Origin of the sequence: Rhodoluna sp., from assembly GCF_049276775.1 — a bacterium.
In the GTDB taxonomy this organism is placed as follows: Bacteria; Actinomycetota; Actinomycetes; order Actinomycetales; family Microbacteriaceae; genus Rhodoluna.
The window spans coordinates 24,873-49,615 of record NZ_JBASXC010000026.1; the positions used below are offsets into that span (position 1 = coordinate 24,873).

The 24,743-nt window shown below is 51.2% G+C and carries 24 protein-coding genes and 2 tRNA genes; 20 read left to right on the top strand and 6 right to left on the bottom strand.

Annotated elements, in window-relative coordinates; all coding sequences use genetic code 11:
- Window positions 1-110: 110 nt before the first annotated feature.
- A complete protein-coding gene (locus WAO31_RS02055) occupies window positions 111-1,016 on the top strand; it encodes a C40 family peptidase (protein WP_509589614.1) in 906 nt (301 codons plus the stop codon).
- Between the two features lie 338 nt (window positions 1,017-1,354).
- Window positions 1,355-1,858: an HNH endonuclease gene (locus WAO31_RS02060; RefSeq protein WP_509589616.1), complete on the top strand. Its 504-nt coding sequence runs from the start codon at window positions 1,355-1,357 to the stop codon at window positions 1,856-1,858.
- A gap of 11 nt (window positions 1,859-1,869) precedes the next feature.
- Here WAO31_RS02060 and WAO31_RS02065 read toward each other — a convergent pair.
- Window positions 1,870-1,941: transfer RNA gene (locus WAO31_RS02065), tRNA-Arg, on the bottom strand.
- A 73-nt stretch (window positions 1,942-2,014) separates the two neighbouring features.
- Between WAO31_RS02065 and WAO31_RS02070 the strand changes: the two genes are divergently transcribed.
- Window positions 2,015-5,659: a hypothetical protein gene (locus tag WAO31_RS02070; protein ID WP_509589619.1), complete on the top strand. Its 3,645-nt coding sequence runs from the start codon at window positions 2,015-2,017 to the stop codon at window positions 5,657-5,659.
- On the opposite strand, the gene WAO31_RS02075 is transcribed toward WAO31_RS02070, so the two are convergent.
- Window positions 5,656-5,880, bottom strand: a complete 225-nt coding sequence (locus tag WAO31_RS02075; protein ID WP_509589622.1) for an FmdB family zinc ribbon protein — start codon at window positions 5,878-5,880, stop codon at window positions 5,656-5,658. The two genes, WAO31_RS02070 and WAO31_RS02075, sit on opposite strands and share 4 nt — an antisense overlap.
- Window positions 5,881-5,918: 38 nt before the next feature.
- Window positions 5,919-6,482 carry a 5-formyltetrahydrofolate cyclo-ligase gene (locus tag WAO31_RS02080; RefSeq protein ID WP_509589624.1) on the bottom strand — a complete coding sequence of 188 codons (564 nt, stop codon included), beginning with the start codon at window positions 6,480-6,482 and terminating at the stop codon, window positions 5,919-5,921.
- Between the two features lie 18 nt (window positions 6,483-6,500).
- On the opposite strand from WAO31_RS02080, the gene WAO31_RS02085 reads away from it, so the two are divergent.
- The 3 genes from WAO31_RS02085 to WAO31_RS02095 are packed head-to-tail and all read left to right on the top strand — an operon-like array spanning window position 6,501 to window position 8,269.
- Entirely contained in the window at window positions 6,501-7,130 is a 630-nt protein-coding gene (locus tag WAO31_RS02085) for a GNAT family N-acetyltransferase (RefSeq protein WP_509589627.1), read from the top strand.
- A gap of 39 nt (window positions 7,131-7,169) precedes the next feature.
- Complete coding sequence (locus WAO31_RS02090; protein WP_509589630.1) at window positions 7,170-7,826, top strand: hypothetical protein; 657 nt, start codon at window positions 7,170-7,172, stop codon at window positions 7,824-7,826.
- Between the two features lie 47 nt (window positions 7,827-7,873).
- Window positions 7,874-8,269 carry a hypothetical protein gene (locus tag WAO31_RS02095; RefSeq protein WP_509589633.1) on the top strand — a complete coding sequence of 132 codons (396 nt, stop codon included), beginning with the start codon at window positions 7,874-7,876 and terminating at the stop codon, window positions 8,267-8,269.
- 69 nt (window positions 8,270-8,338) lie between these two features.
- On the opposite strand, the gene WAO31_RS02100 is transcribed toward WAO31_RS02095, so the two are convergent.
- Window positions 8,339-9,232, bottom strand: coding sequence for a TIGR01777 family oxidoreductase (locus WAO31_RS02100; protein WP_509589635.1), 894 nt, complete (start codon window positions 9,230-9,232; stop codon window positions 8,339-8,341).
- 107 nt (window positions 9,233-9,339) lie between these two features.
- Here WAO31_RS02100 and WAO31_RS02105 point away from each other — a divergent pair, with 107 nt between their 5' ends.
- A complete protein-coding gene (locus WAO31_RS02105; RefSeq protein WP_509589638.1) occupies window positions 9,340-10,395 on the top strand; it encodes a TerC family protein in 1,056 nt (351 codons plus the stop codon).
- On the opposite strand, the gene WAO31_RS02110 is transcribed toward WAO31_RS02105, so the two are convergent.
- Window positions 10,382-10,666 carry a YciI family protein gene (locus WAO31_RS02110; protein ID WP_509589641.1) on the bottom strand — a complete coding sequence of 95 codons (285 nt, stop codon included), beginning with the start codon at window positions 10,664-10,666 and terminating at the stop codon, window positions 10,382-10,384. The two genes, WAO31_RS02105 and WAO31_RS02110, sit on opposite strands and share 14 nt — an antisense overlap.
- 72 nt (window positions 10,667-10,738) lie before the next feature.
- Window positions 10,739-12,226, bottom strand: a complete 1,488-nt coding sequence (locus WAO31_RS02115; RefSeq protein ID WP_509589644.1) for a dolichyl-phosphate-mannose--protein mannosyltransferase — start codon at window positions 12,224-12,226, stop codon at window positions 10,739-10,741.
- Window positions 12,227-12,246: 20 nt separating this feature from the next.
- Here WAO31_RS02115 and rsmI point away from each other — a divergent pair, with 20 nt between their 5' ends.
- The 13 genes from rsmI to WAO31_RS02180 all read left to right on the top strand — a co-directional run.
- Entirely contained in the window at window positions 12,247-13,089 is an 843-nt protein-coding gene (gene rsmI, locus WAO31_RS02120) for a 16S rRNA (cytidine(1402)-2'-O)-methyltransferase (RefSeq protein ID WP_509589647.1), read from the top strand.
- Between the two features lie 28 nt (window positions 13,090-13,117).
- A complete protein-coding gene (gene metG, locus WAO31_RS02125) occupies window positions 13,118-14,716 on the top strand; it encodes a methionine--tRNA ligase (protein WP_509589650.1) in 1,599 nt (532 codons plus the stop codon).
- An 11-nt stretch (window positions 14,717-14,727) separates the two neighbouring features.
- The gene (locus tag WAO31_RS02130; protein ID WP_509589653.1) at window positions 14,728-15,618 is read left to right on the top strand and encodes a TatD family hydrolase; all 891 of its coding nucleotides are present in this window, start codon (window positions 14,728-14,730) and stop codon (window positions 15,616-15,618) included.
- Complete coding sequence (gene rsmA, locus WAO31_RS02135; protein WP_509589655.1) at window positions 15,618-16,448, top strand: 16S rRNA (adenine(1518)-N(6)/adenine(1519)-N(6))-dimethyltransferase RsmA; 831 nt, start codon at window positions 15,618-15,620, stop codon at window positions 16,446-16,448. The genes WAO31_RS02130 and rsmA overlap by 1 nt, the downstream gene beginning before the upstream one ends.
- Window positions 16,445-17,701 (top strand): 4-(cytidine 5'-diphospho)-2-C-methyl-D-erythritol kinase, encoded by a 1,257-nt coding sequence (locus tag WAO31_RS02140; RefSeq protein WP_509589658.1) that lies wholly within the window; start codon window positions 16,445-16,447, stop codon window positions 17,699-17,701. Before rsmA ends, WAO31_RS02140 begins: the two co-directional genes overlap by 4 nt.
- On the top strand, window positions 17,702-19,465 hold the full coding sequence (locus tag WAO31_RS02145; protein WP_509589661.1) for an ABC-F family ATP-binding cassette domain-containing protein: 1,764 nt from the start codon (window positions 17,702-17,704) through the stop codon (window positions 19,463-19,465).
- Between the two features lie 53 nt (window positions 19,466-19,518).
- Window positions 19,519-19,590 (top strand) — tRNA-Gln (locus WAO31_RS02150).
- Between the two features lie 28 nt (window positions 19,591-19,618).
- A complete protein-coding gene (gene glmU / locus WAO31_RS02155; protein ID WP_509589664.1) occupies window positions 19,619-20,998 on the top strand; it encodes a bifunctional UDP-N-acetylglucosamine diphosphorylase/glucosamine-1-phosphate N-acetyltransferase GlmU in 1,380 nt (459 codons plus the stop codon).
- 17 nt (window positions 20,999-21,015) lie between these two features.
- Window positions 21,016-21,990, top strand: coding sequence for a ribose-phosphate diphosphokinase (locus WAO31_RS02160; protein WP_509589667.1), 975 nt, complete (start codon window positions 21,016-21,018; stop codon window positions 21,988-21,990).
- Window positions 21,953-23,194 carry an APC family permease gene (locus tag WAO31_RS02165; RefSeq protein ID WP_509589670.1) on the top strand — a complete coding sequence of 414 codons (1,242 nt, stop codon included), beginning with the start codon at window positions 21,953-21,955 and terminating at the stop codon, window positions 23,192-23,194. The genes WAO31_RS02160 and WAO31_RS02165 overlap by 38 nt, the downstream gene beginning before the upstream one ends.
- A gap of 154 nt (window positions 23,195-23,348) precedes the next feature.
- Window positions 23,349-23,966, top strand: a complete 618-nt coding sequence (locus WAO31_RS02170; RefSeq protein WP_509589673.1) for a 50S ribosomal protein L25/general stress protein Ctc — start codon at window positions 23,349-23,351, stop codon at window positions 23,964-23,966.
- Complete coding sequence (gene pth / locus WAO31_RS02175; protein WP_509589678.1) at window positions 23,959-24,552, top strand: aminoacyl-tRNA hydrolase; 594 nt, start codon at window positions 23,959-23,961, stop codon at window positions 24,550-24,552. Before WAO31_RS02170 ends, pth begins: the two co-directional genes overlap by 8 nt.
- A 10-nt stretch (window positions 24,553-24,562) precedes the next feature.
- Window positions 24,563-24,743, top strand: a 181-nt coding sequence (locus WAO31_RS02180) for a hypothetical protein (RefSeq protein WP_509589675.1), incomplete at its 3' end; no start/stop codon positions are given.

Genomic DNA, 24,743 nt, shown 5'->3' on the forward strand with positions numbered 1-24,743 from the left:
GGTCGGATCTGTCGTGTTTCCAGCGCCTGGAGACAGATCTTTAGAACTAACAGTTTCGATTCAGGACTGACTTCTTTATAAGGAGTCTTTGGAGCACCGGAGGTACTTAGTTGGCCAGTACTGGCAAAGGCAAACACAGGGCAGACGTTGAAATCAACGTCCTCGAATCTTTTGAGATTCGTTCAAGAAGATCAATTCGTGAAGCTGAAAAAGCAAAAATCGCAAATCAGTCTCGTCGCGCTCGCCGATCCATTGCTCGTATGGAAGCTCGCGCCCTAAAGCGTGAAAAAGCCCTAGCTCGACCGATCTCATCAATCTCGGGAAACCGCTCGCTTCGTACCAATTCGACTTTCAGAACTGCCATCACAATGCTCACCGCTTCAGGCTTGTTTGCAACTGCAGCGCTTCCGGCTTACGCCTACGATCCAGAAATTGCCGCAATGGCAAAGTTCACAACCACCAGCCAATCTGACATCGAACAGACCGAGGGCACTCAGAACCTCACAGTGGCTGCCGCAAACACCATCAAGTTCGTTCGTGGCGAATACGTTTCTCAGAACGCCGAATCTGTTCTTCGTCAGCAGACCATCAACAACTATCTTGCTTTCAATGGACCAACGGCAGCTGAGTTTGTAAAGAACCCCCCTTACAGCGTCATTTCAGCGGACCAGATTTTGCGGGTAGCTTCTCAGTATGTTGGAACGCCTTACGTGTTTGGTGGGGCAAACCCTCGCGGTTTTGACTGCTCGGGCCTGATCTTGTACGTGTTTGCACAGTTTGGAATTCCCCTCTACCACGGAGTCACAGCCCAAGCGCGAGCTGGAATTATCGTCTCCCCAGAAGATGCCATGCCAGGAGACCTGGTGATTTACAACGACCATGGCCACAACGGAATCTATGCCGGAAATGGACAGATGTATCACGCCCCCCAGCGCGGTGACTTCGTGAAGCTCAGTGGAATCAACTCGTTAGCCGAGGCCGGCGGCCACTACTTCGTCCGCCTGGGAACCAACTAAAACTTAGATTTAGACAATCGGTAAGCGGTTGGGCGCAAAGCTCAATCCATGCCCTGTAAAAAACACCCAAATCGACTTGTTTCGAAACTTCGTGGGTCTTGGGCTAATCTAATAACAAGTTATAAATTGTCGTTGATTGATTAGGGAAAGGGTTTTAGATGAGAGGTATGCCTTCCAAGCATTGCTTCCAATCTCGGCAACCCCAACCGATCGGATCGATACGGGTCCAGTAAAAGCGCGTCGTCATTTTTATGACGGCGCTTTTTTTGTGCCCAGGCAATCAATAACTTACGAAAACGACCCGCAATCCGTGTGGGTCACATTCGAAAGGAAGTTTCATGAGAACTCTGGTCCTAAATGCCGGCTACGAGCCACTTGCCGTGGTGAGTTTTAAGAGAGCCATTATTTTGGTACTGAACCAAAAAGCCACTGTGCTGGCCCAAGCTGGCGTAAGCGTGGTTAGAAGTGCGACCGAGGAGTATCAGCTACCCTCGGTTATCTTGCTTTCTAGATATGTCCGAATCCCGGGCTCCCGAGTAATTCCAGTTTCTAGACGCGGAGTGCTTAGGCGAGATGGTCACCGCTGCGCGTACTGCAAGAGATCCGCCTCAACCATCGATCATGTTCAGCCTCGTTCTCGCGGAGGGGATGACTCCTGGGAGAATCTGGTCGCCTGCTGCCTTCGTTGCAACAACAAAAAGGGCGATAAGACCTTGCATGAAATTGGTTGGACTCTGGATTTCTCGCCTCGAATGCCAGCCGGAACAGTTTGGATGGTTCGCGGCGCCGAGCGCTTCGAGCCGGAATGGAATCAGTATTTGGCTTTTGCCAACGCTGCCTAAACAAACTTCCGTGACCCCGAGAAGAATCGAACTTCCGCACAAGGTTTAGGAAACCTCTGCTCTATCCACTGAGCTACGGGGCCATACCAATCAAAGATACCCCAACACCTTGGCGAGGCAGCTTAAAAATCAGAGTCGCAAAGTTAGTCTTGAAGCATGACCAATTCTGAAACCCCCGATCAATCTGCTGCGGAAAACAGCTTTGACTTGTGGGCATCGGAAATCAAGCAAATCGGCTGCTCAGATCCACTGAGTCAATTTCGCGATAATTCATTCGGACAGATAAACCTAGACCGCGCTCACCCCGGAGGCCTCGCACAGTTTGTTACTGGGCGCCCAGCGCTTTTATCAAACCTGGTTCGCGACCCACTGTCTTTTTCGAGAGCTCTATCTGCCGCCAGAAGAATAAAAGCTAAGCAACTTGCGCTTTCGGAGCACTTCGGTCTTGAGACTCTTTATATGGCCAGCGGTTTGGTCGACCTAACCACCGACGGATTCGACCTTCGAATGCCGGTGCTTTTGTGGCCGGTGAATTTAGTTCGTAAGCACGACGATTTTGAGCTAAGTCTTTCTAGAAAGGCAATCGTCAACCCAGCCCTTGCCCCCGCTCTTTACAACGCCTACGGGGTCAGACTCAATAACGAGGACTTGCTCACCCATGTCCAGGTCGGATCCGACCCGATTCCAATTAGGGTCCTCGATCACATCGCAGCTCTCACGGAGTCAGCCGGTGCGCCGGAGCTAAAGCGCTTGCTAGCGATTTCAAACTTCTCTTCGGCCGCTATCGAGCTGGCTGCTGATTTTAGGAAAGTTGACAATCCGGTCCTAAAACTGTTCAGTGAGAACCTGCCACCAACCGTAAGCAGCGATCAGGGCATTGCGGATCCAATCGCTGTGACCGATTCGGATATGACGCAAACCAAAATTGTTTCCAAGGCTCTAGCTGGATTCAGCTTTGCGGTTGAGACGCTGCCAGGTTGTGGTTATACCCAAACGGTCGTGCTTTTGATGTCGGCTCTTGCCCACCAGGGCAAAAGGGTTTTGGTTTTGGCACCAAGACGCCAAACCCTAAATGAACTAGCTGATCGAATTTCGCAGATAGGCCTTCAGGGACTGGGAGTTAGATCCAGCTCAACCTGGCTTGACATGATCGGCGCCATTTCCAGAAACGAAAAAGCTCAGGCAGGAAACTATCAGTCACTTGCAACCCTGCGCGATAGCGCCAGGGAACAAGTCTCGAACTACTTCACCTCTTTTGAAAAGGTCGATGGAGAACTCGGTGTCAGCATCGAGCAGGCCCTTGAGCATCTGGCTCGGCTGGCCGCAAGCCACAAGCCTCCGGTAAACGAGGCGAGAATCGACGCCGATCAATTAGGCAGGCACCGCGACCTAACTTTCGCTATGACCCTGCTTCGGCAAGCTGCGGAACTTGGCGAATTCGAGATTGGTCCAGAGGACTCGGCGTGGTTTAGATCAAAGCTAGATAACCCTCAGGAGGTTCAGGCCCGAGTCGCACTCGCAAGAGCCCTGCACCAGGGCAGCTTCCAGGCGCTCTCGGAGCAGTTGGCTGAGTTCACCAAAGCCGTCGAGTTCGTTCCGGCCAAAACGGTTAAGGACTGGGTTAGCTACCTAGAGCTATTTGTTGGAATTAGGCAATCGCTTGATAAGTTCAAGCCCGAGGTTTTTGATCGTCCGCTAACCGAGTTGATTTTGGCAACTGCACCTAGAAAAGATAAGTCGGTAATGAATGGTGCTAATCGGCGCCGACTCAAGAAACTAGCTAAGGAATACCTACGTCCAGGTATGTTTGTTTCTGATTTACATGTTGCTCTGAAAGACATTCAGGCTCAGCGCGATGCATGGGCAAGACACTGCCTGGTGGCAAAGCCACCTCAGGTTCCACTTGGAATCAAGGATGCTCAGCTGTCCGTAAATTCATTTGTCGAAGAACTCAAGGTTTTGCAAGCTCACCTTTCGAATGCGCAGACGGAGCTAACCGAACAACCACTTGAAACCCTTCGTGGAACCCTTCGGTCGCTAGCCGAGGATACGGCAATTTTGGATAACTATTCGGAGCGGTCAATGACTCAGTCCCGATTGGACGAGGCCGGTCTCGGAGCACTGTCGATTGAGCTTGCAAAACTCCACACTCCCAAGGAAGCTCTTCAAGCTGAGCTTGAGTTGGCTTGGTGGAAATCTGCTCTTGAGACCCTGCTTCAAAGATCGGGCAGTTCTTTGGTTGGAAACCACGAGGAGGTCCTGGCCAACGAGCAGCGCTTTGCCAAGGCTGAGACAGATCTAATTTCAGAAGGTTCAAAGACGGTTTCGTTTGAACTTTCAAAGCGTTGGAAGCAAGCTCTTGAGCTATTCCCCTCAGAGGCTCAGACCCTGAAAGAACTCCTCAAACTAAAGCGTGCAGTGTTGAGTGAAGTCCAAACCCTCGCTCCGAATGTCTACCAAGCACTTGTCCCGGTTGTTATGTGCTCTCCCTACGAGGTACCAAGCGTTTTATCCAAGGGTGATGTCTTTGACGTGGTGCTGGTACTGGATGGAGCGGGCTCTTCGATAGCAGAAAACTACAGCGGACTCATGAGAGCAAATCAGGCTGTGGTGTTTGGCGACGACGCGATAGCGGCCGCCACCGGATTCAACCTTGAGTGCCTGCCTGAGGTGGAAAGTGAAAGGTCGCTTCCCGAATCGATTTTTTCTGCCGCCAAGAAGGTCATGCCGGTTGAGGTACTTCGCAGGAGCTACCGACTAGCCGGCCAGGCCCTCGGCGACTACATAAATGCCGAGTTCTATGGCAACCGAATTACTTTTGAACCAACCGTACATAGCTACTTCGGCCGCACTAACGCCAAGTTAGACCGGGTCGGTGAGTCAAAGGCGAAGGACCCAGAAAGCCTGGATTCTGAAGTTGCCCAAACCATCGAGTTAATTTTCAATCACGCTCTCTGGACTCCTCAGGATTCACTTCTGGTTGCGACAGCAAGCGTGAAGCACGCCGAAAGACTAGATGAGGCTTTAGAGCTTGGCATGCGAGACAAGACACACCTCGCTGAGTTTTTTGAAGGCCACGGCCGTGAAAAATTTGAAATCACAACCATTCAGGATCTTGCTCACCGGATTGCGGACCGAGTAATTTTCTCGGTTGGTTTTGGAAAAAACCCCTCTGGGGCAACCCCTAAATCTCTCGGGCTAATCTCTCACCGCGACGGAAGCCGCTACCTTGCAAACACGCTGGTATCAGCCAGGAAGCATATCACCGTGGTCAGCGCCCTAGAGCCTGCCGACCTAACCGACCCAGCCATAGTTGGCTGCGACGTGCTGCGAGAGATGCTTACCGAAATTAGCAACCCAAAACCGAGTGTTATTGAGCCTGATGTGAATCCGATGATCTCCGATTTGGCTATTCGCTTAGCCAAGCTCGGGGTCACGACGCGAACCAACTTCTCGCCGAGGCTCAAGTTGGTGGCTTCGGTTGGCGAAAAGGCGGCAGTTGTGGAGCCGGACTGGGGACTTCTCGGACACAATTTCTCTGAGCGTCACAGGCTCAGACCGATGATGCTTGAGTTGATGGGGTGGATTTATATTCGGGTTCCAAGCTTTGAACTTTTTGCGGACCCCGAGTTAGTGGCTCGGCGCATTGCCATGGAGCTTGGAATAGAGATCACAAAAAAGCCTCAGCCGCTTTTTGAAATGGAGCCCAAGGCTTTTGAAGATACCCCGTCGGCTTGGGGAGACCCGGAAGATTCCAACGACCAGCGGCTTCGAGAAGACAAGCCTCCGCACTGGGGCTAATCAGATTTAGTTGGCTTTGACCCCGAGGAGCTTTCGGATCCTGATGCTCTGGAATCGGTTCTATAAAAACCAGAGCCCTTAAAGCTGACGCCGAGTTGACCGAAGACCTTTCTGATTTCCCCGCCGCACTCTGGGCAAACCGTCTCGGGTTCCGCCGAGAACTCCTGCCAAATATCGAAGCCGTGTTCGCACGCTTTGCAAACGTAGCTGTATGTCGGCATTTGAGATTCTCTCTTGCTTTATTGGGGAAGTTCTAACTTTACCGCTTCAGCGGTAGTTGCTTTATCCCATCTTCCGTTACCGCAAAGCTCACGGGTCGATCGTGTGCCTCAAAGGGTAATTCGTTGACAAATTCACCATGGTAGACGACTGCCACAACCGGGCCCTGAAAATCTTCCAGGTACCTGTCAAAAAAGCCTCCTCCGCGACCGAGTCTGGTTCCGAACTTGTCAACCGAAAGAGCTGGGGCAATAATCAAATCAAGTTCGTTATGCTCAACCACATCCCCGACCGGTTGTAAAAAACCAAGAGCACTCGAGGCGGTCGGGCCCTCCAGCAGTCCAAACTCCATACTGGATTCAGGTCCGGTTCTAGGAGCCGCCAACAAAAGCCCCGAAGTTTTTGCCTTCAGGATAAATAAGTCGGTGGCTGGCTCGGATCCAAACGAAAGATAAACACCTACTGTTCGAGCGCCAACTTGGGAGCACAATTCCATTAGCAATTTTCCATAGCGCTCGGCGGTTTCGGAAGCAAAGCTAGAGCTGCGGTTTTTGAGCACAGTAGTTCGGAGCCTGGCTTTGAGGTCCGCCACATTCTCAGTCATTGAACTAATCTAGCCATCGTGGCTACTTCTCCGATACTTGTAAATGGCGATATCAAGCTTCGCGTTGCAAAGATGAGGGATTCGAAGCAACTAGAGAAACTCATTCTTGGAAACCGTCCGTGGCTTCGGCCCTGGGAGGCCACCAATCCCGAGAGTCCAAACTCTTTCGACGTGAGGGGACAGCTTCGAGGTCTTCTTCGACAGCTCGACGATCAATCGGGCATACCGTTTGTTATCGAGGTTCAAGGACAGGTTCAGGGTCAACTAAACGTCGCCAACGTTATGTATGGATCTGTTTCTTCTGCTGTGCTCGGATACTGGGTTAGCCCAGAGGTCGCAGGCCGGGGAGTGATGCCGGTCTCCGTAGCGCTGGTGACCGACTATCTAATGGACCAAGTTGGCTTACACCGGGTGGAAATTAATGTGCGTCCCGAGAACGCAGCGTCCCTAAGAGTCATACAGAAGCTGGGCTTTCGGTACGAAGGACTCAAGCAGCGCTACATCCACATCAATGGTGACTGGAGAGATCACTACGTTTTTGCAATCACGAAAGAAGAATTACCAAACGGGTTGCTTAAAATCTTTGTCCGAGGAGAGGTAAAAGAGCAAAAATACCCCTGGAATTCAAAAATGGACACGCCCAAGTAAATCCGCAACACGCCGTGTTAACTTCTCTAACTTTGATACATGGATCAAAGCGCAGCACTGGGGGGACTAATGATGTTAGTCATTGCCGGTCTATGGGTTGCGGTCTTTATCCCGTCCTGGTTCCAAAATCGAGTTGATCGATCTCACAGTCGTCAAGGTGCGGCTGAGGTTCGGAAACAGGTCAAAGAAGTAAAGTCTTCAACCCAGGTTTCCTCCAAGCTTCGGCTTGCAGCTGACCGGGCGATAAGACTCACGAAAACAAAAAACACGATGTCGGTTTTGGCACTCCTAGCGTTTTCGGGATCTGCCACATCGGCGTTTTTCGCTCTCCAAATTCCGCTACTTTTTGTAGCGACCGGATTTGGTTTGCTAGTGGGAATGTTCACGCTATGGGTCGCGATGAAGGCCTCAAGTGAAATTAGGAAGTTGCTAGTTGAGGTTGCCATGTCGAAAACCGAAATGACAGTCAACCTTGCCAATTCCTGGAAAGAGCCCGCTCTTTCCAGTATTGGCGCGGAAAGCGACCCTAGAGCTTGGACACCAAACCCGCTACCCTCACCTACATATAGAAGTCGAATTGGTGAACTTGAAATTCCAAATGTAGCGACTGTCACCGAAATTAATCACTCGGGGAAGAATTTCGACACGCAAGAGGAAATAAATAAAATCTTGCGCAAGAGACGCGCTACAGCGTAATTTCATGCTAAATCGCTAGACTTAAATTAATCTAAGTAGGAGAGCAATTGAACGCATTAGACCGCATCAAAAGAATATTCCGAAATAACGCACAGCCGGTCTCTCAGGCAGTGGGCAACCTTGCTCACGACATTGCCACTGAGACCGTAGCTGAAGTAGAAGAGGTAAAAAAAATGGCCGTAGCCAAGAAGAAGACCGCAGCAAAGCGCAAGCCAGCTGCCAAGAAAGCTGTAGCAGCTAAGAAGCCAGCAGCGAAGAAGACTGCAGCAAAGCGCAAGCCAGCTGCAAAGAAGACTGCAGCTAAGAAGCCAGCAGCGAAGAAGACTGCAGCAAAGCGCAAGCCAGCTGCAAAGAAGACTGCAGCTAAGAAGCCAGCAGCGAAGAAGACCGCAGCAAAGCGTAAGCCAGCTGCGAAGCGTAAGCCAGCTGCGAAGAAGAAGTAATTTTTCTTTCTTTCATATAAGAAAACCCCACTCATTTACGAGTGGGGTTTTCTTATTTCTAAAGATTGTCTAGTCGGGCTTCGCCACAACCCAGTTGATCGAAGACTGAAGGTCCGGGTAGCGGAATCTAAACCCAGAACTCATAAGTTTGTTGGCGGTCATCTTTTGACTAACCAGAAGCAACTCCTCTGCAGCCTCGCCAATGAATAGCTTCATGGCAAACTCTGGGATTCTGAAGAAGGTAGGCCTTTTGATGGCTTTACCGAGTCCAACAATCATTTGCTCGCAGGTAGCTGGTTCTGGGGCAGTTAGATTAAACGGGCCGTGAAGACCTGGGGTTTTTATTAGGTGAATAATCGCCGCCGCCTCATCGACCAGGTTGATCCAAGCCCAGAACTGCTTGCCAGATCCGATAGGCCCGCCAACCCCGAGCTTGAGAAGTGGCATTAGGGGGCCAAGGGCTCCGCGCTTTCGGCTCATGACTAGGGTGGTACGCACCAGCACGACTCGTGCCTTAGCTTTCATTGCTTCTTGCTCCCAGTTGTGAGCGAGGTCAGATAGGAAACCTTTCCCCTTGGGGGATTCCTCTGTTAACCAGGTTGACCCACCCTCGCCATAGAAACCCGAGGCCGAGCCACTTATCAGGACAGTTGGAGGATTTTCGGCTCGGTTGATTGCGGTCACTAGTGTTCTGGTCGAGTCGATGCGGGATGAAACTATTTCCTTCTTGTATTTTTTGGTCCAGGGGATGCGGCCCGTTGTTGCACCGGCTAGGTTCACGACAGCATCGACAGACTCCATGATTTCGGGGTCTATTTCGCCACGGCTAGGATTCCAGCTAACTTCATCCGCTGCCTTAGCTGCTCTTCGAACTAGCTTGACCGGCTCATGGCCTGCTTCAATGAGCTGGCGGGCCACTTCGGTACCGACTAGGCCACTAGCGCCAGAGATTAGTACACGCATGGCTGCTCCTTTTGATTGGCTTGGAAGGTCCCTATTAGACAGTCTCATACAATTATGGGCGAGGGGCTAATCTTGGCTCAATTGGTTATTTAGAAGTTGGGTCTGTCTTGTCTGAAGTAATGGTTGTTGCCCCGTGGGTTTGGTTTCTTTCTGTGGGCATAATTTCCACAGTCATCATCGGGGACCTGATCTATCAGGTTCGGCGTCCACATGAGCCAAGCTTTAGGGAAGCTGCAATTCAGAGCACTATCTACATAGCCTTAGCCCTGCTATTCACCTTCGTCGTTGGAGATGTTTGGGGTGCTCAGTTCAGCGGCGAGTATCTGGCAGGTTTCATTACAGAAAAGTCCCTTTCGGTGGACAACCTGTTCGTGTTCTTGATCATCTTTACTAAGTTCAAAGTTCCGAGGCACCTGCAAAGCCAAGCTCTGCTGGTGGGAATTGTTTTGGCTCTTGTTTTGCGAGGTATCTTTATCGCACTTGGTGCCGCAGCAATTGAGAACTTCAGCTGGGTTTTCTACATCTTTGGAGCTTTCTTGCTCTACACGGCAGCCTTGCTGATCTGGGATACCTTCAAAGAAGAAGAAGACGACGTTGTTCCTGGTGGAAAAGTCGTCGAAACAATAAAGAAGCGGTTTAGAACCGTCGATGAGTATCACGGTACAAAGCTGACAATCATCAAGCAGGGTCAGCGATACATCACACCATTGCTTTTGGTGATGGTTGCAATCGGCTTTACAGATGTCCTGTTTGCTCTGGATTCCATTCCTGCTGTTTACGGACTTACCAACGAGCCATACATTGTCTTCATGGCAAACGCATTTGCTCTGCTTGGCTTGCGTCAGCTCTATTTCCTGCTCAGCGGTCTTATGGAGAGACTCAAATACCTTGCGGTAGGGCTATCGATAATTCTGGGCTGGATCGGTGTGAAGCTTGTCATTCACGCACTTCACAAGAACGAGCTCCCTTTCGTAAACGGTGGGGAACCAATCAAGGCCGTGCCTGAGATTTCAACAGAGCTATCGCTTGGTGTAATCGTTTCAACCTTGATCATTACAACCATCATCAGCCTGAGTGTCACTGCCAATGAGAAAAACGGGAATTCTTCAGAAAAAGCTACCAATAAGCCGGCGGAAAAAAAGTCGGCGACTAAAAAGAGCTAAACGGTCCAAACACCGGGTTCCACTGCTGAATAGAGCGCGAATCGATGAAGCCCGCGATGTCGAACGGATCATTGTCCAAAAGCTCCGCTAGCTTGCTCGCTGAATCCGAGACAAAAATCAAAAGCGCCTCGGGATTATCAACCATGGGCCCCGATGCAAGTAGCTGACCACTCTCCAATAGGCCAGCTAACCACTCGCGGTGAATGGGCCTAACTTCATTAAGCTGATCAGCTGTTGCGCCGTAGCCGTAGCTGACTGCAAATACTGGCAAGAGGGAGGCCTTTCCTAAGCGATTTATTCCGAAGTCCTAGTATTGCCCAAAGCTGAGGCAATCCAGAAAAAGCTAGACCCAGCTCGGCAGCCACATCCTCAATTGCCATAACTCGTAGGGCAAAAACAATCCGATGTTAACGGGTAGGAAAAAAAGAGAAAGTGCGATAGCTAGGGCAAAAAAGCCAAGAACTACCGCTGTTGCCAAACTTTGACTTACGTTGTTTAGTTGTCGGCGAAGTTGCCGAAGGGCGAATACCAGACCCAGAATTAGCCAGGGCTGGAAGCTAACCGAGTAGAACTGGAAAACGGTCCGCTCGGACAAAACCAGCCAGGGCAGATACAAACTCGCGGTACCTAAAAGTGTGAGTCCGATGATCCGTTCGCGGCTCCTGAAGTATCGGTAGACGAGGTACAAAAGCGCCACCGTTGACCCAATCCAGACAAGCGGGTTACCTAGGGCCGTAATGGCTGAGGAGCAGCCCGCTGCAATTTCACAACCGTTTTCTCCAAGCGAATAGGTCTCGTAGAAAAAGGCGGTCGGTCGAAACCCAACAAGCCAACCAATCGGGTGAGCTTCGTAGTTGTGCTCGGTTGAAAGACTTATGTGGAATCGATAAATCATCTCGTGGTAGTGCCACAGCGACTGCATCCAGTTGGGAAGAGCCCCAAAGATTCCGGGTAGCGCATTCTCAGCCGCCCAGTTCCTTACGTATCCGTTAGATCCTAAGATCCAACCGAGCCAGGTCATTAGGTAGGCCGCCAGCGCAGCAGGCACCAGAGAGAGAAAAGAGTAGGCGCCTTGGAATAGGACCCCGTTTGTTAGCCAAGTCTTTTCCTCGGAATTTTTTCTAAGCAGAGTTTCAGAAACCACCACGTAGAGACCGATTCCCGCCAGAAGGTATAGACCCGACCACTTGATTGAGCTTGCAAGCCCAAGGGTCACGCCGGTGAGAATCAACCAAGGCCTAAACCAAAGTACCGAGTTGGTCGATTGCTTGATTGCTGCGGCAATCAGAACTCTGGATTTTTCCTGATCGATTAGGAAAAACAAAAACCCCAAGAGTAAGAAAAAAGTGAGGGATGCATCCAGAAGCGCCGTTCTAGACATTGTTATCGCTAGACCATCAATAGCTAGAAGCAAACCCGCCGCAATGCTCAGCGCGACCGACTTGAAAAGCCGGTTAGCGACCAGCATCAAAAGAGCGACGGTAAAGATTCCAATCACAGCAGTTGTTAGTCGCCACCCAGAGCTCTGGTCTGGTCCGACAAGCCACATTCCAGATGCGATAAGCCATTTGCCAAGTGGTGGGTGAACCACAAAAGCCGCATTGCTTAGGTAGCCAAATAGCTCACCATTTGCAAATAACGAATCTGCACCATCGGGCCAAGATTTCTCGTGACCCTCGACGCTTAGGGTTAGGGCGTCTTTGACGTAATAGGTCTCGTCAAAAACCAGCTTGGCTGGAAAGCCCAAATTCCAGAGCCTGGTTAGCGCGGCAATTAACACCACTAGCGCGATACCAATGATCTCAATTGTCTTTCTTTGGATCTTGAGCATAAGCCCATGCTAATAAACAAGTGAACTTAGATTTCTGGGACAATAAACGAATGCTTATCCTGGCAGCAACACCAATCGGCAACATTGGCGATGCCTCGGCCAGACTGAGACTCACTCTTGAGCAAGCCAAAGTTATCGCCGCCGAAGACACCAGGACTTTACTCAAACTTGCGAATCATTTAGGGATAAAACTCAATGCTGAGCTGATTAGCCTAAATGAGCAAAACGAATTACAAAAACTCGATCGACTTGTTGAGATAGCCCTAACCGCAGAATTAGTGCTGGTGAGCGATGCGGGAATGCCGACCATTAGCGATCCTGGTTTCGCTTTGGTTCGAGCGTGCAGCGAGGCGGGTTGTGAGATTCAAATTGTTCCCGGCCCTTCGGCGGTGATTTCGGCTCTTGCAGTTTCTGGTTTAGCCACCGACCGATTCTGCTTCGAGGGATTCTTACCAAGAAAATCTGGGGAACGGACCAAGATGCTTACTTCGTTGGTCAATGAGTCACGAACCATTATTTTTTTCGAATCACCCCACCGAATTCAGGAATCTTTGCGGGATGCGGTGGCGGTATTCGGACCCGTTCGAAAAGCTTCGATTTCGAGAGAGCTCACCAAAAAGTTTGAGGAGACTAAGCGCGGCACCCTTTCGGAGTTAGCCGAGTGGGCTAAAGACCTAAAAGGGGAGCTGGTGCTTGTCATTGCAGGAGCTGAGCCAAGGGTTTGGAACATGGAGGAGCTGGTGGAGCGAGTTCTTACTCTGAAGTCTCAAGGCGAAGGCCTCAAGCAGGCCAGCGGCGCCGTGGCCAAAGAGTACGGGGTTTCGAGCTCCGAACTCTACGCATTAGCTCTCAAGCACCTCTAGTCTGGCTCGCTCGGTTAAGCTTGTACCCATGTCTAGCGTGAGTCCATCGGGAAAGTCCTTCTACGTCACGACTCCCATCTTTTACGTAAATGACGCACCCCACATCGGTCATGCCTATACCGAGGTAGCCTCTGATGTTCTGACCCGCTGGCAGCGACAGAAGGGTAGCAATGCCTTTTTGCTCACCGGAACCGATGAGCACGGAGAGAAGATTCTTCGAACCGCCAGCGCCAACAACTCAACCCCGCAGGCTTGGGCGGACAAGCTGGTGCACGACTCGTGGCTACCGCTTCTCGAGACCCTGGACATTGATAATCAGGACTTTATTCGAACCACAGAGCCAAGACACAAAAAGAACGTTCAGCACTTCCTGCAGAACCTAAAGGAGAAGGGTTTTATCTATCAGGGTTCCTATGAGGGAAACTACTGCGTTGGTTGCGAAGAGTTCAAAACAGACTCTGACCTAGTTGAGGGGGAGGGTGCGTTTGCGGAAGAGATGGTTTGCGCCATTCATTCAAAACCGGTTGAACGACTTGAGGAAACCAACTACTTCTTTAAGCTCAGCGAATTTCAGCAGCCTTTGCTTGATTACTACGAGCAGAACCCAAAGTTTATTCAGCCGGAGTCCGCCAGAAACGAAGTTATTTCCTTTGTGAAGCGGGAGCTAACAGATCTTTCCATTTCCCGTTCAAAAGACAAGTTCGACTGGGGAATTGATATTCCCTGGGACACCGATCACGTCATCTACGTGTGGTTTGATGCTCTACTAAATTACATCACCGCAATTGGCTACGGAGAAGACCAGCAAAAATTAGATACCCTTTGGCCGGCGTCAATTCAGGTAGTTGGAAAAGACATCTTGAGATTCCACGCTGTAATTTGGCCAGCAATGCTAATGGCAGCTGGCTTGAAGCCTGCAGAGCGCGTATTTGCTCACGGTTGGCTTCTGGTCGGAGGCGAAAAGATGTCAAAGTCCAAGCTAACTGGAATTGCTCCAACTCAGATCACAGACGTGTTTGGTTCAGATGCCTTCCGCTACTACTTCATGAGCGCCATTGCTTTCGGTCAGGACGGGTCTTTTTCTTGGGAAGATCTATCAGCTAGGTATCAGTCTGAATTAGCAAATGGTTTTGGAAATCTAGCCTCTCGGGTTATTGCAATGGTGCATCGATATTTCGATGGTTCAGTGCCAGAGGCGAAGAATCTCTCGGAGGCTGACAAAAAAATAGCTGCAGTTGCCGAGGCCGCCGTTCAGGCGGCCGATAAGGCAATGGACGAGGTTGCCATCCAGGATGCATTGACAGCCATATGGACTTTGGTAGATGAACTAAATGGCTACCTCACCGAGCAGGAGCCTTGGATTTTAGCCAAGGATGAAGCTAACCGAGAAAGGCTCGCAACTATTTTGGCGACCGCTCTTGAAGGCGTTAGGGCCCTTGCGGTACTTCTATCTCCCTTCACCCCAAAGGCCAGTGCCAAGCTATGGGCGGCGATTGGTCATTCACTCGGGGAACTCGCAAACCAATCAATTCTTGAAGCAGCCAACTGGAACCAGATCAAGCCTGGGACAAAGATCGGCGAATTAGAGTCCTTGTTTCCAAGGATTGAACAAGAAGACAAGAACTAGTTCAGAAAAAAGTGAACGAGCATATAAGGTCTAGGCAGTTCTTTGATGCTGACGGAAATCGTAAGAATCTGAGTTATCCCGAACTTCCCGAACCACTGCTTGTTGGAACTTACGATAATCACACCCACTTGGAAATAGCCGATGGCGATCAGCCGATGGACTACCAAGACCACCTAAGCCTTGCAGCTCAGGTTGGAATTTTGGGAGCGGTTCAAGTTGGGGTCACTCTAGAAAGCTCTAAGTGGTGCGCTGAGGTTGCCGAGAAAGAACCACGCCTGTTGGCAGCCGTTGCTATTCATCCGAACGAGGCTGCCAAGTATGAAACTCTCGAAGCTCTCGACGCTGACATAGACGAGATCGCTCAACTTGCAAAGCAAGATCGAGTAAGGGCAATCGGCGAAACGGGTTTAGATTTTTATCGGACGGAGGATTCTCAAGGAATCCAGTTTCAACAGCATTCTTTTGAGCGTCACATCCAAATTGCTAAAGACCACAATCTTGCGTTGCAAATTCACGACCGCGATGCCCATGAAAAAGTAGTGGAGACTTTGCTCCGGGTGGGGGCTCCCGAAAAAGTAGTCTTTCACTGCTATTCGGGGGACACTGACCTTGCGGAAATTTGCAAGGCAAATCGTTGGTACACATCTTTTGCTGGAAACATAACTATCAAGCGAAATCAGCACCTGCGAGATTCCCTAAAGGCTATGCCGAGAGAACTCATTCTGGTTGAAACCGATGCCCCGTTCTTGACTCCCGAGCCGCTTCGAGGACGTCCGAATGCTCCCTACCTTGTCCCGATCACGGTTCGATTTATGGCGGACCAGTTGGAAATGGACGCCAACGAGCTATCAGGCAAGCTGGCAAAAAACACTATCGAGGTCTACGGATCTTGGGACAACTAGTGGTTGAACTTTTAGGTTCGGGGGAAGTTCGAAGAATAGCTTCGGAGCTTGATCTTCGACCAACCAAGAAACTGGGTCAGAACTTCGTGATTGACCCCAACACGATTCGCAAAATTGTCGCCGCGGCGGGTCTTTCACCGCGGGACAAAGTTGTTGAGATTGGTCCGGGCCTTGGGTCTCTAACTCTGGGACTGCTAGAAAAAGTGAATCATTTGGCGGTTGTTGAGTACGACAGCCGATTGGCCGAGCGCCTCAAGCAGACTCTGGACCAGAGAGCCTCGGGCCACAGCTGCCACATCATCGCAGCCGATGCCATGAACGTGTCCTCCCTGCCGTTTGAGCCGGATGCCTTAGTTGCGAATCTTCCCTACAACATCTCGGTTCCAGTTTTATTGCACTTCATGGAGACTTTCCCATCCCTTCAAAAGGGGCTGGTACTGGTGCAGGCTGAAGTGGCGGCTCGCCTGGTGGCGGCTCCGGGCTCGAAGACCTACGGCTCTCCCAGTGCGAAGCTGGCGTGGTACGCCAAAGCATCGCCGGGTGGAGTGGTTTCTAGAAGTATTTTCTGGCCGATTCCAAACGTAGACTCGGCTTTGGTTTATTTCGAAAAACGTGAAGATGCTTTCCCGGAGCAGCTGCGTCAAGAAGCGTTTAGAGTAATTGACGGGGCTTTCGCTCAGCGCAGAAAGACACTTCGACAGGCTCTAGCTGAATGGGCAGGTTCACCGGCCGAAGCGGAGCGACTGCTAACGGCAGCGGAGATTTCCCCACAAGCTCGCGGTGAAGATTTGATAATTGATGATTTTGTAAGGCTGGCCACAAAAAAGTGATTTTCGAAACAGACCACCGCTCAAGCATGAAAGCTGCAGTCACAACAGCTCACTATGCGAGCACAGCCGCACGAGTATTTAGTATTCTCAATGACCCATCCTCCTGGGGTCAAGCACGCATTCCCCGAGTCACGTCAGCAACCTCACCCTCAAAGATAGTTCTGACTTTCGATGGAGTTGAGCGAGCCACCATTTTTATCTCTTCATGGAACACAGACATCTGTCAGGTTGAGCTAGTGCTCGATGGATTTACTGACGACGATTCGCGTCTGAGGTTGGAAAGTTACTGGGCGGAAGTTTTAGAGATGCTGAAAACCCGAGTCGGTAAGGGCGCTTTCGTAATTGCTTCAAGCCCTGCAAAAGTCAATGTATTTTTCGCCGTCGGAGCTTTTCTAAAAGACGGCTTTCACGAAGTTGCTAGCTGCTACCAAGCCCTTAGCCTGAGAGAAAAAGTCTCCGTTGAAATGGCAGGTACCTTCGCAATTAGCTTTGCAGGACCCTTCGCAGCCGAGAGCAAGGAATTAGTTCCCACCGACGCGCGAAATCTGGTCTACAAGGCGGCACTTGAACTGAAGGAGCTTGGGGCAAATCTTCGGCCCGAAATGATTTCCTACACAATTCACAAGTCCGTCCCCATCGCAGGGGGCATGGCGGGTGGATCTGCCGATGGAGCCGCGTCACTGGTCGCCCTCAACGGCTTAGTTGATGCGGGCCTCGAAGGGCAACTACCCGAGGCAGCAGCCAAGCTTGGTTCAGATGTACCTTTCTCTCTGTGGGGCGGAACGGCCATTGGGCTTGGCCGCGGAGAGAAACTATCCAGAATCGAAACTTCGGCAGTTTTGCACTGGGTCATCACCCCAAGCTCCGAGGGCCTTTCCACACCAGATGTTTACAGGAAACTCGATGTCTTGAGAGTCGAAGCGGGAGTTGATGTGTCGAGGCTTGAGCAGCCGGAGGTACCTGAACTATTGGTGGCGGCGTTAATTTCAGGTAACGCGTATGAGGTTGCCGAGTACATGCACAACGATCTTGAAAATGCCGCCCTCGCACTTCGCCCTGAGCTTTCCAAGACTATTGAGGCGGGGAGAAAAGCGGGCGCTCTGAAATCAATGGTGTCGGGCTCTGGCCCGACCATCGCTCATCTTGCTTTTGATAGAGTCCATGCCGAGCAAATAGTAAACCGCTTGGCGGTTGCCGGTTTGCCTTCGTTTGCGACCCACACTTCGCTCAACGGCACCGTCTTGGAGAACTAGTTGGCTCACCTATTGGGAGCCGAAAAGATTCGGCTTAGCTTTGCAACTACCGAAGTTTTTCAAGATCTCACAATCGGAGTGCAAGATGGCGATCGGATTGGAATCGTCGGTAAAAACGGGGACGGTAAATCAACGTTGCTCAGGCTTTTCGCAAAGTTTCAGGAACCGGATGCTGGACAAATAACCAAGCGCAGCGATGTTCGTATTGGAATGTTGGATCAGCTGGATAATTTTGCTCCGGACCAGACAATTTCACAGGTCGTAATCGGTGACCTCGCCGAGCACGAGTGGGCTGGAAATTCAAAAGTTCGAGATATCTTTTCGGGCCTGCTAGGTGATTTTAATTTTGACCAGAAAGTGGCTGAGCTTTCGGGTGGCCAGCGTAGGAGAGTTGCCTTAGCTGCGCTGTTAGCTGATGAGTGGGATATCCTCATGCTAGATGAGCCCACCAACCACCTCGACATCGAGGGTGTGGCGTGGCTTGCAGGACACCTCAAGACTCGATGGGGCAAGTCATCGGGGGGATTATTGGTCGTGACTCACGATCGCTGGTTCCTTGACGAAGTTTGTAATTTGACTTGGGAAGTTCACGACGGCGTGGTGGATGTTTATGACGGGGGTTACGCCGCATACATTCTCGAGCGTAACGAAAGAGCAAGATCCCAAGCCGCCAGTGAATCAAGAAGGCAGAACCTCCTCCGTAAGGAGCTGGCGTGGCTTAGGAGAGGGGCTCCGGCTAGGACCACAAAGCCAAAGTTTCGAATTGACGCCGCCAACGAGCTCATTGCTAATGAGCCACCGCCAAGAGACAGCGTGAGCCTCGCAAAACTTGCAACCACAAGGCTTGGGAAAGATGTCCTGGACATCGAGGACCTGCACTACTCAATTGAGGGCAGGACCCTCCTCGCTGATGTCACTCTCAGACTTGGGCCAGGAGACCGCATTGGTTTGCTCGGTGCTAACGGAGCAGGAAAGACCACCCTTCTGAAGCTAATTCTTGGGGTTTTGGCTCCAGATAGCGGAAGAGTGAAACGCGGAAAGACAGTCGTTCCAGCAATTTTGAGCCAAGAGGTTCGCGAGCTTGATGAGTTTGCTGACCAGCGTATCTTCGAATTAATCGCAAGGGAGAAAAGAACCTTTGTGGTTGACAAAAAGGAAGTCGGTATTTCTCAGCTGGTTGAACAGCTCGGTTTCACAAGTCTTCAACTTCAAACTCCGATTGGGGATCTTTCCGGTGGTCAGAGAAGGAGGCTCCAACTCCTAAGACTGCTTTTTGGTGAGCCAAATTTATTAATACTCGATGAGCCCACAAACGATTTAGATACCGATATGCTCGCGCAAGTTGAGGACCTTCTGGATTCTTGGCCCGGAACCTTGATTGTTGTTAGTCACGACCGGTACCTTTTGGAGCGAACTACGGATATGCAATACGCCCTTCTGGGTGACGGCGCCCTTCGCCATCTTCCGCGAGGGGTAGATCATTATCTAGAGCTTAGGAAATCAGGTGAGTCTAAGGAACCGGTATCCGAGGTCAAGAAATCTTCCGGGGCGAAAGATCGACAGAGCCAGAAAAATCTCCAGAAGCTGGAGAGGGCTATAGCCAAAGCTGAGGCTGAGGAGCTTCAAATAAAGTCCGATTTAGCCAGCCATGACCCAGATGATTACGAGGGTCTGGGGGCCCTGGCCAGTAGGTCCGCGGAACTTTCGGCTAAACGTGATGAGTTAGAAGCCCTTTGGCTAGCTGAAAGCGAGAATGGGGCCTGAGGCCCGCTCGTTTTCTGGCAGACTTGGCCTGTAATCGAGGTTATTGATTTCGATCCGCCCTAGTGTAACGGCAGCACGGCGGCCTTTGGAGCCGTTAAGTTCAGGTTCGAATCCTGAGGGCGGAGCATCGTGGAAAGCGATTGGGAGAAATAAATGTCAGCTAGAGGGCTTGTCTGCGTTGTACTAGCAGCCGGCAACGGAACCAGAATGGTTTCTGCTACCCCAAAGGTTATGCACCAACTAGCTGGCCGCACCCTCCTAGGTCACGTGTTGGCAACCGCAAGCTCTTTAGAGGTCGGTGGCTTGTATGTTGTGCTCCGACACCAAAAAGAACTTATTGGGGAGTACGTCTCCACCAACTTTCCAAAAGCCATCCAGGTTGAACAGGACGAGATTTCCGGAACCGGTCGAGCGGTTGAGGTCAGCCTTGAACAGATTCCAACTGACTTTGACGGAGACGTTTTAGTTATCAGCGGCGACGTCCCACTAATGGATACTCAAACCTTGAACGCGCTAGTCGAAAAACACCGTTCAAGTAAAGCCTCCGCAACTATTTTGACGGCCTTAGTGGATGATCCAACCGGCTACGGCAGGATTGTCCGAGCTTCAGACGGACAGGTTTCAAAAATAGTTGAGCAGCTTGACGCTTCAGAGCAAGAACTTGGCATCCAGGAGATCAACGCTGGACTCTATGTTTTTGATTCCAAACATCTTCGTCAGGCTCTTTCGCATTTGGAATCACATAATGCCCAAGGGGAGCGCTACCTCACTGATGTTGCTGCATTGCTGGTAGCGGATAACAACCCGGTTATGGCTGAGATGGTTTTGGACAACTGGTTAGTTCGTGGAATCAATGATCGGGCTCAGCTTTCGGAGGTTGCCAAAGAGTTGAATTCCAGAATCTGCAAGGCTTGGCAGCTATCAGGTGTCACGATTTTGGACCCGGACTCCACTTGGATCGACGTTTCGGTGACTATCGGTCAAGACGCAATTATTCATCCTGCAAGCCACCTTCGGGGACTCACTTCAATCGGAGCGGGAGCTGAGGTTGGCCCTTCCGTGGTTATCGAGAACAGCGTCGTTCAGGACTCTGCAAAGGTGGGCCCTTTTGCCTACCTGCGAGCGGGTACAGACCTTGGGGTTGGCGGAAAAATCGGCTCTTTCGTCGAGACCAAAAACGCAAAGATTGGAACCAAATCCAAGGTTCCCCATCTTTCATACGTCGGCGATGCAGAAATCGGTGAGGGCTCAAACATCGGAGCTGGAACGATTTTTGCCAACTACGACGGAGTAGAGAAACACGTATCGACCATCGGATCCTTCGTTAGGACCGGATCACACAACGTGTTTGTTGCCCCCATTACGATTGGAGATGGAGCGTATACAGCGGCCGGAACAGTGGTTCGCAAAGACATAGCTCCAGGGGAGCTTGGGATGAACGTTGCACCACAGCGCAGTATCGCTGACTGGGTCATCGCTAAGCGACCAGGCACCACCTCCGCAGAAGCAGCTTCCAAGAAAAAATCCAACTAGAAACTAGGAGCCCGCAGTTGAGCATTAAGACCACCGGAGAAAAAAGACTGGCACTGGTTAGCGGGCGAGCCCATCAAGGTCTGGCCGAAGAGGTCGCTGCACTATTGGGAACAACTCTTGTTCCAACCACCGCTTATGATTTTGCGAATGGGGAAACCTTCGTTCGATTTGAGGAAAGCGTCCGCGGAGTGGACGCTTTTGTCATTCAAGCCCACCCGGCTCCAATTAATCACTGGTTGATGGAGCAACTGTTGATGGTAGATGCGTTAAAGCGGGCCAGTGCAAAGCGCATTACGGTTGTGGCGCCGTTTTTCCCCTACGCGCGTCAAGACAAAAAACACAAGGGACGCGAGCCAATTTCAGCAAGGCTTGTAACAGATCTTTACAAGGCTGCCGGAGCCAACCGGGTGATGTCGGTTGATCTTCACTCACCTCAGATTCAGGGATTCTTCGATGGACCCGTGGATCACCTATGGGCACTTCCAATGCTGGCCGATCATGTAAAACAGAACTGGGGGCATGAGGAGCTAACTGTTGTCTCTCCAGACTCTGGAAGAGTAAGGGTTGCAGATATCTGGGCGGACCGATTGGGTGCCCCACTTGCCATCATCCACAAACGCCGCGATCCAAATGTCCCCAACAAGGTTTCCGTTCACGAGCTAGTTGGTGAGGTTGAGGGGCGGACCTGCGTGCTGGTGGACGACATGATTGACACCGGCGGCACAATCGTTGCGGCCGCCAAGGCCCTAAAAGAAAACGGCGCTAAGCGCGTAATAGTTGCGGCGACCCACGCGGTGTTCTCAAACCCAGCTGTCGAAAGACTCTCCGACGGGGCAGTTGATGCTGTGTTGGTGACCAACACCTTGCCTATTACCCCGGATAAGGAATTTGCGACTCTAACCGTCTTGTCCATCGCACCACTTATTGCAAAAGCAATCACCGCGGTATTCGGCGATGACTCAGTCACCTCCCTCTTCCCCGGCCAGTCCTAAGCTCTCGCTTGGCGGCGCATCCCTGATCGGGATTGCGTCGATGCTCGGTGCCGGAGTTTTTGTGGTTTTCGCCCCGGCCGCGCTTTTGTCGGGGCCCTACCTGTTGGTTGCCATAGCACTAGCTGGATTGGTTGCAGCCCTAAACGCTAGGAGCATGAGGCAGCTATCCAAAGTTTTGCCCAGGGCTGGTGGAGCCTACGCCTACGGACGCGAGCATCTTTCGAAGAGCTGGGGATTTTTAGCCGGTATTTGTTTTGTTCTGGGCAAGATTGGATCCGTTGCGGCAATCGCACTTGCCGCAGCCGCATACATTGATCCAGCCGCCAAGGTCGAAGTTGCAATTGGCGCGGTATTGCTAATGACAGTGATAAATCTTTTTGGGATTAACCGAACTGCTCTGGGTGCGCTGATACTCAGCGTCCCAACAATTTTACTTTTGCTACTGGTTGGGTTTTTTGGTTTACAGCAAGACTCCGCTTCTATGCAGACTGAGCTTTCGATTACTGGAATTATTTCAGCAGCGGCCTTGATCTTCTTTGCATTTGCCGGCTACGCCAGAGTGGCGACCCTGGGGGAGGAAGTTAGGAACCCGGCTGTAAATGTTCCTAGAGCCATAACAATCGGCTTGGTGTTTGTACTTAGTCTGTACCTGTTGGTTGGAAACGCCCTCTCGAGGACGCTAGGTCCGTCACTTGAAAAATCAGCTGCCCCGGTTCTTGAGTTCACAGCCCTTGCGATGCCCTGGCTCGCTGGTGAGGTTGTAATAGTCATAGCCGCGGCAGCATGCTTGGGATCACTTCTATCGTTGTTGGCCGGCATCTCCCGAACAGCTGAGGCGATGGCAAGAGACGGGGAGCTTCCCAGGGTTCTGACCCGCAAAAGCAAAAGGTTTGAGAGCCCTTGGGCGGCGGAGCTAGTGCTTGCGGCTATAGCAATTTCATTGATCAGTTCTGGAGATATCGTCTGGACTATTGGGATTTCATCTTTCTGCGTGCTTGGCTACTACGCCATTGCCAATCTGGCGGCCATAAAGCAACTGGGTGCTGGCCAGTGGAACCCTAAGTTTCTTGCCCTCTTGGGGCTAACCACCTGCTGTCTGCTAGCCGCCTTTGTTCCGCTGCAATCTCTTGTTTTGGGTATGGCACTCCTGGCCCTGGCGCTTGTTGCTCGGGCAGGTTTGATAAAGCTTCGACCATCCAGCTAGGCTGTAGATAACAACGGCGAGGGCTTCTTTCGGGAAGCCGTTATCGACGGGGTTTTCGGGCAAGTTCCCTGATCCTCGCGTTCAACGCTTGAGTAGATAGAAATAAAAGACAGGTTCAGGATTGAGTCTGTAAACAATAGTTAGGGAACAAAAAATGGCAGAAAATAAACTTGTTGCTGAAGTTAGAACGAATTTCGGCAAAGGCGCAGCTCGTAAATTCCGTGCTGCAGGCAAGACTCCGGCTGTAATCTACGGCCACGGTTCAGACCCTCGGCACATCACCCTTCCAGCTCACGAGATTGCTCTAGTGCTTCGTCACAAGAATGCCCTTATCGATCTTGACATTGCGGGAACACCCCAGCTGGTGCTTGTGAAGTCAGCCACCAAGGACGTCGTGACTCAGGTCATCGAGCACGTCGACCTAATGGAGATTAAGAAGGGTGAGCGAGTAAAGGTTGAGGTGCCTGTTCACGTGGTTGGAGAGTCACTGTCCGGAACCACAATCGATCTCGAGCACAAGACCCTAAAGCTAGAAGTGGATGCAACTACAATTCCAGAATACGTGGAGGCAATCTTCAACAAGGAAGGTGCTGGTTTCCACTTATTGGCTAAGGACATCATGATTCCTTCCGGAGCAACATTGGACATCGCACCGGATGTGTTGGTTGCTTCGGTTGTAGTCACCGCGGCCGGTCAGACTGAGGAACCAGCTGAAGCAGCAGCTGAAGCTACTACAGAGGCTGAGAAGGAAACGGAAGCGAAAGCTGAGTAATACCTTTTTAGTAGTTGGGCTCGGTAATCCCGGGCCCAACTACGCACTTAACCGCCATAACGTTGGGCAGCTGCTGCTAGATGTGGTTGCGGCAAGGTTTGGCGAGAACTTCAAAGCTCATAAATCCAACGCTCTGGTTGCTGAGGTCAAGGTTATTGGTGGCCCAAAACTTATTTTGGCTAAACCACTTTCTTACATGAACCTTTCAGGCGGACCGACCTCATCGTTGATGAGCTTTTACAAACTTGAGCCTGAGTCATTAATTGTTGCCCACGATGAGCTGGATCTTCCACCAGCCTCCTTCAAGCTCAAGCAGGGTGGGGGCCACGGTGGTCATAACGGTATCCGTGACATCATCGCTGCGCTTGACACTAAGGACTTTGCTCGGATTCGACTTGGCATAGGAAGACCACCTGGAACTTCAGATGCCGCCGATTACGTTCTGAAAAACTTTTCTGGATCTGAAAAGACAGAGCTGGCCGTGACTCTCGAAATTGCAGCCGATGCGCTCGAGGAAATGGCCAGAAACGGTATCGAGGCCACCCAAGGCAAATACCATGCTCCGACCGAGAGTGACACTGCTTAGACTTGAACTTGTGAAAAAGCACGGGGTCCTCGCACGCCTGGGCCAGGGCTACCCGTTTGCAAAACTTCAATCAAAACTTAGCGATTCAAAGATTGCCATCGTCGCACCCCAGAGCTCCAACTCCTTTTTACTCACGCTGTTCTCAGAGTTGAAGGGAGAAAAGCCGCCGATCCAACTGGTTATAACCTCAA

Coding starts and splice junctions, on each gene's coding strand:
- WAO31_RS02115 (WP_509589644.1), bottom strand. CDS start 12,226: ATGCTCAAGATCCAAAGAAAGACAATTGAGATCATTGGTATCGCGCTA.
- WAO31_RS02100 (WP_509589635.1), bottom strand. CDS start 9,232: ATGCGTGTACTAATCTCTGGCGCTAGTGGCCTAGTCGGTACCGAAGTG.
- WAO31_RS02075 (WP_509589622.1), bottom strand. CDS start 5,880: ATGCCGACATACAGCTACGTTTGCAAAGCGTGCGAACACGGCTTCGAT.
- WAO31_RS02165 (WP_509589670.1), top strand. CDS start 21,953: ATGACTCAGTCACCTCCCTCTTCCCCGGCCAGTCCTAAGCTCTCGCTT.
- WAO31_RS02080 (WP_509589624.1), bottom strand. CDS start 6,482: ATGACTGAGAATGTGGCGGACCTCAAAGCCAGGCTCCGAACTACTGTG.
- glmU (WP_509589664.1), top strand. CDS start 19,619: ATGTCAGCTAGAGGGCTTGTCTGCGTTGTACTAGCAGCCGGCAACGGA.
- WAO31_RS02090 (WP_509589630.1), top strand. CDS start 7,170: ATGGATCAAAGCGCAGCACTGGGGGGACTAATGATGTTAGTCATTGCC.
- WAO31_RS02060 (WP_509589616.1), top strand. CDS start 1,355: ATGAGAACTCTGGTCCTAAATGCCGGCTACGAGCCACTTGCCGTGGTG.
- WAO31_RS02170 (WP_509589673.1), top strand. CDS start 23,349: ATGGCAGAAAATAAACTTGTTGCTGAAGTTAGAACGAATTTCGGCAAA.
- WAO31_RS02070 (WP_509589619.1), top strand. CDS start 2,015: ATGACCAATTCTGAAACCCCCGATCAATCTGCTGCGGAAAACAGCTTT.
- metG (WP_509589650.1), top strand. CDS start 13,118: ATGTCTAGCGTGAGTCCATCGGGAAAGTCCTTCTACGTCACGACTCCC.